General features: G+C 61.0%; 7 protein-coding genes and 2 pseudogenes. 4 read left to right on the forward strand and 5 right to left on the reverse strand.

Annotated elements, in window-relative coordinates:
• Both Q0936_RS20280 and Q0936_RS20285 read right to left on the reverse strand, forming a co-directional pair.
• A pseudogene (locus tag Q0936_RS20280) lies at positions 1–143 on the reverse strand (C4-dicarboxylate ABC transporter substrate-binding protein); the annotation flags it as partial.
• A gap of 135 nt (positions 144–278) precedes the next feature.
• Positions 279–1,373, reverse strand: coding sequence for an alcohol dehydrogenase family protein (locus Q0936_RS20285; protein WP_299295791.1), 1,095 nt, complete (start codon positions 1,371–1,373; stop codon positions 279–281).
• Positions 1,374–1,687: 314 nt separating this feature from the next.
• Between Q0936_RS20285 and Q0936_RS20290 the strand changes: the two genes are divergently transcribed.
• The 4 genes from Q0936_RS20290 (at position 1,688) to Q0936_RS20305 (ending at position 6,203) form a co-directional block, all read left to right on the forward strand.
• On the forward strand, positions 1,688–2,077 hold the full coding sequence (locus tag Q0936_RS20290) for a carboxymuconolactone decarboxylase family protein (RefSeq protein WP_299146675.1): 390 nt from the start codon (positions 1,688–1,690) through the stop codon (positions 2,075–2,077).
• A gap of 371 nt (positions 2,078–2,448) precedes the next feature.
• Positions 2,449–4,401, forward strand: a complete 1,953-nt coding sequence (gene acs / locus Q0936_RS20295; protein ID WP_299295788.1) for an acetate--CoA ligase — start codon at positions 2,449–2,451, stop codon at positions 4,399–4,401.
• Positions 4,402–4,405: 4 nt separating this feature from the next.
• A complete protein-coding gene (locus Q0936_RS20300) occupies positions 4,406–5,098 on the forward strand; it encodes an adenylate kinase (RefSeq protein WP_299295786.1) in 693 nt (230 codons plus the stop codon).
• Positions 5,099–5,180: 82 nt separating this feature from the next.
• A complete protein-coding gene (locus Q0936_RS20305) occupies positions 5,181–6,203 on the forward strand; it encodes an AraC family transcriptional regulator (protein ID WP_299295784.1) in 1,023 nt (340 codons plus the stop codon).
• Here the strand turns inward: Q0936_RS20305 and Q0936_RS20310 are convergent.
• The 3 genes and pseudogenes from Q0936_RS20310 to Q0936_RS20320 form a co-directional block, all read right to left on the reverse strand.
• Positions 6,179–7,369, reverse strand: a complete 1,191-nt coding sequence (locus tag Q0936_RS20310) for an FAD-dependent monooxygenase (protein WP_299295781.1) — start codon at positions 7,367–7,369, stop codon at positions 6,179–6,181. The genes Q0936_RS20305 and Q0936_RS20310 overlap by 25 nt on opposite strands.
• Complete coding sequence (locus tag Q0936_RS20315) at positions 7,366–8,481, reverse strand: CaiB/BaiF CoA-transferase family protein (protein ID WP_299295779.1); 1,116 nt, start codon at positions 8,479–8,481, stop codon at positions 7,366–7,368. Before Q0936_RS20315 ends, Q0936_RS20310 begins: the two co-directional genes overlap by 4 nt.
• Before the next feature lie 572 nt (positions 8,482–9,053).
• Positions 9,054–9,320 (reverse strand): annotated as a pseudogene (locus tag Q0936_RS20320) (transposase); the annotation flags it as partial.
• Positions 9,321–9,645 lie beyond the last annotated feature (325 nt).

Below are 9,645 nucleotides of genomic sequence, written 5' to 3' on the forward strand. Positions count from 1 at the left end.
ACCAACTCCGCAAGCTTCTCAACATGCTCCGTAAAAGCACGACGCTTACCCCAAACAGACACATTCCATTCCGTGGCCGCTGCTTCGAGGGCAAAGGTACAGGACACGGCGCCGACGACAGCGCCAACCGCAAACTTGTTCATGATGTTTCTCCCTTGGTGCGGGACCTTTTGGCCCGCTTGGGGCAGAGGCTAGCGCGGCAACACCGCTCTGCCAAGTCATGCGTGGCTTGGACAAGCACTGGGAGGGCGAAGTTTCGTCTCGGCCTGCGCGTTTGCTCAGGGGATGACGACAATGTTGCCAACGTGCTCTTTGCGGATGAAAGCCTGTTGCGCCTCGGCCAGTTCAGACAACGGATATGTCGTCGCCAGCAGCGGTTTGACTTCGCCAGCGGCGATGTAACCGACCAGATCGGTGAACACTTGTGGCGCGATGACCGTAGAGCCGAAGAATGACAGGTCGCGCAGATACAGTGTGCGCAGGTCCAAATCCACGATGGGGCCTGCGATCGCGCCAGAACAGGTGAACCGCCCACCCCGTGCCAGAACGTCAATCACCTGAGAAAAATTGGGGCCGCCAACAATGTCCGCGACAACGGTGACTGTGTCGCGGCCTATGGCGTGCCGCAACGTTGCCCGTAAATCGTCAGGCGCGCGCGGCAACAACGCATCGGCACCAAGTTCGGCCATCTGTGCGTGTTTGGCCTCGGATGCCAACGCCACAACCGTTGCCCCGCGTCGCTTGGCCAACTGTATCAGTGCTGACCCGACACCACCCGACGCCCCTGTGACCAGCACCGTGTCGGCCGACGAAACATCGGCGCGGGCCAGCATCCCTTCGGCGGTGGAGTAGGAACAAGAGAACGTCGCCAATTCAGCATCCGACAGTGGGCTGTCGATCACAGCCACGTTGCGGCGGTCAGCGGTTGTATATTGCGCGAAACCGCCGTCGCGTTCGCTGCCGAAATAGCCCGTCTCGTCGCGATTGAGAGGATCGTTCCAGTTGCGCAGCCAACAGTCGACCATCACCCGTTGCCCCACCAACGCCGCATCCCCATGCGCGCCAACCGCCACAACCGTACCGACGGCATCCGCCCCCTGAATGCGCGGGAACTGGAGAGGTGCCCCACCCCAAGCCGGATCCTCGGCGCCGACATTTTCAAAACCATCGCCGGTTGTGGCGTCGGTCACAGCCTTGGAATACCATCCTGAGCGCGTGTTCACGTCCGTATTGTTCAGACCGCAGGCCCCCACCTTGATCAACACGTCATCGGCCCCAATCTCGGGCATCGGCCAATCGGTGTGAAACCGCATCGCGTCCATGTCGCCATGCGCGTGCAAGACATATGCGTTCATCGTGTTGGGAAGGGTCATGCGGCGATCTTTCTGTGCTGTTCAAACGCCCCGACATCCGGTCAGGGCCGTGTGCGGGCGTACCCACCCCGCCTTGCCTGACACGCAGGCCACGTATGGCGCATGTGCCGTTGCATTCGGCGATAGGGCGACCGGGCATTGACGCCCTGTGCCTGAGGTTCGGTTTGTGGCCAAACTCTGTACCGATTTTCACCCGGCCCCCAACAACCAGCTTGTGGTCTGATCGCACGCTGGCATGATCACCGCACATTCTGTATCCCGCGCAGACCTTGGATGTGCGATAGGCCGCAGTCCGGCAACGAAGGAACACACGCATGAGCCTCTTTGACGAAGACCTGTTCACAACCGGCCTCGCCCAACGCAAGGCGACGCTTGGCGCGGAATACGTGCAGAAAAACCTGGATGCATCGGATGACTTCAACCGCCCCTTCCAAGAGGCGATGACCGCTTGGTGCTGGGGGTTTGGCTGGGGTGACGACGCCATCGACGCCAAAACGCGCAGCCTGATGAACCTCGCCATGATCGGCGCTTTGGGCAAGATGCAAGAGTGGGAATTGCACTGCAATGGGGCGATCAACAACGGCTGCACCGTCGAGGAAATCCGTGCAGCCGTGCACATGGTGGCGATCTATTGTGGTGTGCCGCAGGGCCTCGAAGCCTTTCGTGCCGCACGCAAGGTTTTGACGGAACGTGGGATGCTTTGATTCTGGCGGCGGCGGCACCAAGCGGGCCGCACGACACAATATGTCACACTGCCCAGCATGAGGCGCACGATTGTTTTCCGACTGCCCAGCGCATCCTGTCAAACAACCACGCTATGGCAATTGACATTCAAGGCGTGGGAATCCCAAGAAAATTTACTGATTGGTGCCATAAATTTACAAAAACCAAGCCGCACCGGAAACAGATTTACACCAAAATCCTTATAATCCAGCCTTTTATTCCTTTCTTTTCACCTTTGCGTATTATCGCGACAACGGGAGGGAGGACCCGCACAAGACACCCCGGTCATGGAGGTTGACCGCGTCATGTGCCCTTCGCCCATAGATCAAGATGACGACCCGGAGGATCCCTCATGCCCGACACCAAAACCTATGCCCCCTCAGCGGACATGGCCGCCAACGCCCATGTCGATGCGGCGAAATACGATGCGATGTATGCCGCCTCGATCCAGGACCCAGAGGGCTTTTGGGACGAGCACGGCAAGCGGATCGACTGGATCAAACCCTATAGCCAAGTCAAGAACGTCAGCTATGACTTTGGCGACGTCAACATCAACTGGTACGCCGACGGCACGCTGAATGTGTCGTCCAACTGCATCGACCGGCATCTGGCGACGCGCGGCGATCAGACGGCAATCATCTGGGAACCGGACAGCCCGGAGGATCCCGCACAGCACATCACCTATCATCAGCTGCATGCAGAGACGTGCAAGATGGCGAATGTTCTGAAATCCATGGGCGTTGGCAAAGGTGACCGGGTTGTGCTGTACCTGCCCATGATCCCCGAGGCGGCCTATGCCATGTTGGCCTGTACCCGCATCGGCGCAATCCATTCGATCGTATTTGCCGGGTTCTCCCCTGATGCGCTGGCGGCACGTGTGTCGGGCTGCGACGCCAAGGTTGTGATCACCGCGGATGGTGCGCCGCGCGGCGGCCGGACCACGAACCTCAAGGACAATGTGAACCAGGCGTTGATCAATGTGATCGACGACACCAAATGTCTGGTGGTGCAACGCACGGGCCAACAGATTGCGTGGCGCGACGGTCTGGATTTCTGGCTGCATGAAGAGGCGGCCAAAGTCGACGCCGACTGCCCACCCGAAGAGATGGGCGCCGAAGACCCGCTGTTCATCCTCTATACATCCGGTTCGACCGGCCAGCCCAAGGGTGTGGTGCACACGACCGGTGGCTATCTGGTCTACGCCGCACTGACCCACGAGATCACGTTCGATTACCACGACGGCGACGTCTACTGGTGCACGGCGGATGTCGGCTGGGTCACCGGTCACAGCTATATCGTTTATGGCCCGCTGGCCAATGGCGCGACAACGCTGATGTTCGAAGGGGTGCCAACCTATCCCGATGCGTCGCGCTTCTGGCAGGTTTGCGAAAAGCACAAGGTGGCACAGTTCTATACCGCGCCCACGGCCATTCGTGCCCTGATGGCCCATGGCAACGCCCCCGTCGAGGGGCACGACCTGAGCCACCTGAAATTGCTGGGTACGGTTGGCGAACCGATCAACCCGGAAGCCTGGAACTGGTACAATGACGTTGTGGGCGGCGGTCGCTGCCCGATTGTGGACACATGGTGGCAGACGGAAACCGGTGGGCATCTGATGACCCCCCTGCCCGGCGCGCATGCGACCAAACCCGGATCGGCGATGAAGCCGTTCTTTGGGATCAAGCCACTGGTGCTGGAACCCACATCCGGCGAAGTCATCGACGGCAATGATGTCGAAGGCGTGCTTGTCATCGCGGACAGCTGGCCGGGGCAGATGCGTACCGTCTGGGGCGACCATGAGCGTTTCGAGAAAACCTATTTCTCGGACTACAAGGGGTTCTACTTTACTGGCGACGGCTGCCGTCGCGACGCCGATGGCGACTATTGGATCACGGGCCGCGTGGATGACGTCATCAACGTCTCTGGCCACCGGATGGGCACGGCAGAGGTCGAAAGCGCCCTTGTTGCCCATGCGAAAGTCGCCGAAGCCGCTGTTGTGGGCTACCCCCACGACATCAAGGGTCAGGGCATCTATTGCTATGTCACTCTGATGAACGGTGAAGAACCATCCGAGGAATTGCGCAAAGAGCTACGCACTTGGGTGCGGAGTGAAATCGGACCCATTGCGTCGCCGGACCTGATCCAGTGGGCGCCGGGCCTGCCCAAGACACGTTCGGGCAAGATCATGCGCCGTATCCTGCGCAAAATCGCCGAGGACGACTTTGGCGCGCTTGGCGATACCTCCACGCTTGCCGATCCGTCCGTGGTCGACGATCTGATCGAAAACCGCATGAACAAGGGATAGGCACATGGACGGCACCACACATCCCGCCACACCGCCTGTCCTCATCCTGCTCGGTCCACCCGGTGCGGGCAAAGGCACACAGGCCCGAATGCTCGAAGAGCGGTTCGGCTATGTCCAACTGTCCACGGGCGACTTGCTGCGCGCCGCTGTTGCGGCCGGAACCGAGGCGGGATTGGCGGCCGATGCGGTGATGAAAGCAGGCGGTTTGGTCAGCGACCAGATTGTCATCGACATCCTGCGTGACCGGATCGCCGAGGCCGACTGCGCGGGCGGTGTCATCCTCGATGGCTTTCCACGCACCACGGTGCAGGCCGAGGCGCTGGATGTGCTGTTGGGCGAAACGGGTCAGCAGATTGACGCCGCCGTATCTCTTGAGGTGGACGACGCCGCGATGGTGGAACGGATTTCTGGGCGCTATACCTGCGCGGGTTGTGGCGAAGGGTACCACGACAGCTTCAAAATCCCTGCAAAGGCAGGCGTTTGCGACAGTTGTGGCGGCAACGAGATGAAGCGCCGCGCCGACGACACGGTTGAGGCTGTGGGCGCGCGGCTCGAAGCGTATCACGCACAGACCGCGCCGCTGATCACCTACTACGACGGCCAGGGCGTCCTGCAGCGCGTGGGTGCTATGGGGCCAATTGACGAGGTCGCAACAACACTGGGCCGCGTCGTGGCAGAGGCGACCACGCCCGCCTAAGTGACCTGCACATCGCGCCAAGGCGTCGACAAAGCGCGCCACCGGGCTGGCGGTGGCGGGCAGATTGCGCCAGTCTGGTGCGATGGCTGACGACACGCAAATCCGCTACATGATTGCACGCACGACGCAACAATTGTGTGGCCTGCTACAGATTGCACCCGCCGCTGTGCTGCGGCGGATGCGCTACCGGCCCGACTTTTTCGAAAACGAAGGGCGCGGCGTCACTTCTGCGGAATACTTTGCCGGATGGGATGCCATCGTCGCCGAAGCTGGGCGCGCAGATACCCCGCTCTTTCTCGGGCAGGCCTATGCCCGCGGGCCGTTCAACCCCGCCTTTTTCGCGTTCACGTGCAGCCCGACAGTGGCCATCGGTCTTGACCGCCTTGCCTTGTTCAAACCCCTGACGGGTCCGCTTCGTCTGGGGTTGGAGCGTACGGCGTTACGTGGCTTGCGCGTGACCAAGACGTCCAACGTCGCGGCGCACCCTCTGCCGGCGAGCTTTGCCGCGACCGAGATCGTGTTTCTGACCGAAGCCATTCGCGGCTGTACCGGCCACCGAGTGACACCGCTGGCCGCTGCACTGCCCGCGCGCCTGCCCTGCCACGCCGAGATCGAGGATTTTGTCGGCTGCACAATCGACATTCGCACAGCATCCTGCCTTGAGTTTGCGCCTGAGGATGCTGACCGGGTCTTGCTCTCTGCCGACCCGGACCAATGGGCGCAGCTTGAACCCAATTTCCGCCGTCAAATGCAGGTTCAGTTGTCGGAGCAGACCGTCAGCGCCCGCGTGCGCAGCGTGCTGCCAGAGATGCTGCCCGCCGGGGAGGCCAGCATAGAAGCCGCCGCCAAACGCCTGCGGCTGAGTGCGCGCAGCCTGCAACGCTATCTCAAGGACGAAGGCACGCGGTTTCAAACCCTTCTCGATTCCACGCGCGAAGATCTGGCCCGGCAATACCTCTGCTCGACCGATCTGAACATCGAGGAAATCAGTTATTTGCTGGCCTACCGCGATCCCAATTCATTCTACCGCGCCTTTCAGAACTGGACCGGAATGACGCCCAAGGCAGCACGCATGGCCGCTCAGGACGGCACGGTGGCGTCGTAGCGATAGACCCAATCCTGACGGGCGTGGATCAACTGCGGCACAAGCCGCGCGCCAATGGCCATGGGGCCGTAAAAGGCGATGCGCCCGGCCAAAGACGCACGGTGGAACAGGCGTGCATTGGCGCGTGACCCGGCCTGAATGCGCGAAACCCGGCCGATCCGTTTGGCGTAGAACTGCGCGAGCGCACCTGCGACATCGCTCTCTGCCCTGTCCAATACGTCGGCCAGCGTCCAAGCATCTTCGAGCGCCTGAACGGCCCCCTGTGCCATGGACGGCAACATCGGATGGGCGGCATCGCCCGTTACGACAACACGCCCGTCGCTCCAGCGTGGCAAGGGCGCACGATCAAACAACGCCCAGCGGTTCAGCACGTGTGCATGCTCAATCAGAGCCGAAATGGTGGGGTGCCACCCGGCAAAAGCCGCGTGCGCATCCTGACGGGTCCCCGTCACCTGCCACCCTTCTGCTGTCGGCTCCGGCTCTTCGACCATGCCGACGAAATTTGCCAACGTACCGCCACGCAGCCGCGTGGTGACAGCATGCCGCCGGTCGCCTGCCCATATGCACGCCGTGGGTGGCGGTGCGTCTGCCCCCAGCAGGTCGACCGGAACAACAGCGCGCCACGCCACATTGCCAGTATAGGTAGGCTGATCCGGCCCCAGCATCTGACCACGGATCACAGAATGCAGGCCGTCCGCGCCGATCACGACATCCCCTTCGATCTGATCGCCAGCCTTGGTGCAAATCGCCGCGTGGCGCGCGTCTTGTGCATAGCCCGCTATGGTCTGCCCAACATGTATTGCCGCCGGGGCCAGCGCCCGCAGGCGCGTGGCCAAGGCCGCGACCAGATCCGCCCGATGCACATGCATGAACGGCGCACCCCAGCGCGTCTCGGCATATCCCTTCATCGGCAGTCGGAACACAGGGCGCCCTGACACGCCCATGCGCATCTCGATCGCTTCTGGTTCAAAGACCGTAGCCCGCAAATGATCCGCAACGCCCAGCGCCTGCAAAACCTTCCACCCGTTCGGCGAAATCTGGAGGCCTGCGCCGATTTCCGTCAGCTCCGGGGCTTGTTCATATACCTCGACCGTATGCCCCCGCATCGCAAGTGCCACTGCCGTCGCCAAACCACCGATGCCCCCACCGGCCACAACCGCCTTCATGTGACATCCCCTGCCGCGCGCAGTGCCGCGATGGCCGTGGCCTCATAGCCCAATTCCGCCAAGATCGCATTGGCCTGAGCGCCCGGCCCAGTTGGCGCACGCGCCGGTGCACCCGACATGGACGACATACGCGGTGCGATACCTGCCTGCAGGACCCCATCGACAACCGTGTAGGTCCCCCGTTGCGCCAGATGCGCGTCAACGGCGGCCTCCTCCATGGTCAAGACCGGCGCAACGCACGCATCCGTTCCCGTAAAAACCTGGGTCCAATGAGATTGCGGCTTTGAGGCGAAAATCCCGGCAAACTGCGCGCACACGCGTGGCCACGCGCTCTCGTCCATCTGCGGCGGCACATCCCCCGCCCCAAGGCCCAACCCGCCCAGCAATTGCGCGTAGAATTGCGGCTCTAGCGCGCCCACGGCCATATCCCGCCCATCCGAGCATCGGTAGCATCTGTAAAATGGTGCGGCACCGTCCAGCCAATTTGCCCCCGGCGCACGCCACTGGCCTTGCGCCATCAGCGTGTGGATCAGGCCCATCATCGCTGGCACGCCGTCGATCATCGCGGCATCAACAACCTGCCCCCGACCAGTCACCGCACGTTCAATCACCGCCGCCATGACGCCATAGACCAAGAACATCGTGCCGCCGCCATAGTCCGCCACCAAGTTCAATGGCGGCCGCGGCGGTGCGTCGGCTGTCGCCAGCAAGCTCAGTACACCCGTTTGAGCCAGGTAGGTGATGTCGTGCCCGGCGGTGTGCGCCAGTGGTCCTTCCTGTCCCCACCCTGTCATCCGGGCATAGATCAAACGGTCAGGGCATGTCTCTGGTCCCAGACCCAACCGCTCCATCACACCGGGCCGAAACCCTTCGATCAGGATGTCCGCGTCAGCAATGATGGCGCGCGCAATGGTCAGGCCCGTTTCAGACTTGAGATCCAATGCGATAGACCGCTTGCCGCGCCGATTGACGTCCTCTGGCTGCGCGGGGCCAGAGGCACGGTCAATCACCGTCACCTGCGCACCGAGATCAGCCAGCAATTGCCCAGCCAAGGGCGCAGGTCCCAGACCCGCAAACTCCACAACCTTCAAAGTGGTCAACGGCCCAGTCATTTCCACCTCTTCGGTTCACTGTCGCAGCGATAGGACAAAAAGCGCGCGCCGCGTGCAATTTCCAATGTGACAGCCAAGCGGTCAGTGACCATGCGCCAGCTTGGTGCAATTGCAAATTGGGTAATATGGAAAAATGGCGCCCCCACACGGGGCCGCGTATTTCATTTTTCATTCAATTTTTCAACACTTAAGGTGATCGCATAGAATGCCAGCCCACCCTTTGGCCTTCCAAACTTCGAGCTGCCAGCAAATCAGTTGCGGAACTTCTCACCATCGTAACCACTGTTACCCATACTGCTCGAACTTCGATGCGTCTTCGGCCAGCGCTTCCGTAGAAACGTCTACAGACGACGAACGGTCTTCCTTTATCTTTGGCGCTGACTTCTTCCATGCTGCCAACTTGCTTCCAACATCGCCGTATAATGCAGGGACGATATCCTGGATGTCACTTATGAAGTTAGTCTGCTGCGCAAACCGACCACCTAGACGCTTTGAAGCGAGCACATGAAAGTTATGCGGAGAAAGATGCTCACGTTGCTTACATGCTATCTTCACATCCCCAAACAAATCCATCAGGCGCTGGGCTTTAGGCGGTTCAGGCTTTCCTTGAGGGTGAGCTTGTCCAGTTCGAGCTCCGCGACGATCTTCTTCAGCCGTGCGTTCTCTTTCTCGAGGCTCTTCAGTTCCGACAACTGGGCGCGGCCCATCCCGCCAAATCGCTTCCGCCAGTTGTAGTAGGTCGCATCGCTGATCCCGACGCTCCGACAATCAGATGCCACGTCATCGCCCGCTGTCAGCTTCAGCTCGATCTCACGCAGCAGCTTCAGCACGTCTTCGTCTGAATGTCGCTTGGGCGGGGGTCATAGTGGCCTGGTTGAATGAGACTGTCGGGGCCGATAGTCCCCTGCGACCCAGCACCCCACCGCCCTGGTTCGATCTGTCCATGAAGCGTGTAGTGTATACCGAGCCCGCACCCCCGATACACTGCCGGGCCTACTCCCTTAGCGGGGGAGCGCCTTCGAGCCGCTCGGCGACTTTAATCCGTGGCAAGATACTGAATAAAAACCACTTTTATGACCAATTCGAACTAGGGTCAGGGCTCATTGAGTGTCAAAGCCAGTAGATAACGATTGCCGCGAGGGCGATTGCTGAAAGGAAGACCTT

Origin of the sequence: uncultured Tateyamaria sp., from assembly GCF_947488715.1 — a bacterium.
Lineage (GTDB): Bacteria > Pseudomonadota > Alphaproteobacteria > Rhodobacterales > Rhodobacteraceae > Tateyamaria.

What these genes read in the sequence shown, in the direction of transcription:
- Q0936_RS20285 (WP_299295791.1), bottom strand. Translation starts at nt 1,373, where the DNA reads ATGACCCTTCCCAACACGATGAACGCATATGTCTTGCACGCGCATGGC.
- Q0936_RS20310 (WP_299295781.1), bottom strand. Translation starts at nt 7,369, where the DNA reads ATGAAGGCGGTTGTGGCCGGTGGGGGCATCGGTGGTTTGGCGACGGCA.
- Q0936_RS20315 (WP_299295779.1), bottom strand. Translation starts at nt 8,481, where the DNA reads ATGACTGGGCCGTTGACCACTTTGAAGGTTGTGGAGTTTGCGGGTCTG.
- Q0936_RS20305 (WP_299295784.1), top strand. Translation starts at nt 5,181, where the DNA reads ATGGCTGACGACACGCAAATCCGCTACATGATTGCACGCACGACGCAA.
- Q0936_RS20300 (WP_299295786.1), top strand. Translation starts at nt 4,406, where the DNA reads ATGGACGGCACCACACATCCCGCCACACCGCCTGTCCTCATCCTGCTC.
- acs (WP_299295788.1), top strand. Translation starts at nt 2,449, where the DNA reads ATGCCCGACACCAAAACCTATGCCCCCTCAGCGGACATGGCCGCCAAC.
- Q0936_RS20290 (WP_299146675.1), top strand. Translation starts at nt 1,688, where the DNA reads ATGAGCCTCTTTGACGAAGACCTGTTCACAACCGGCCTCGCCCAACGC.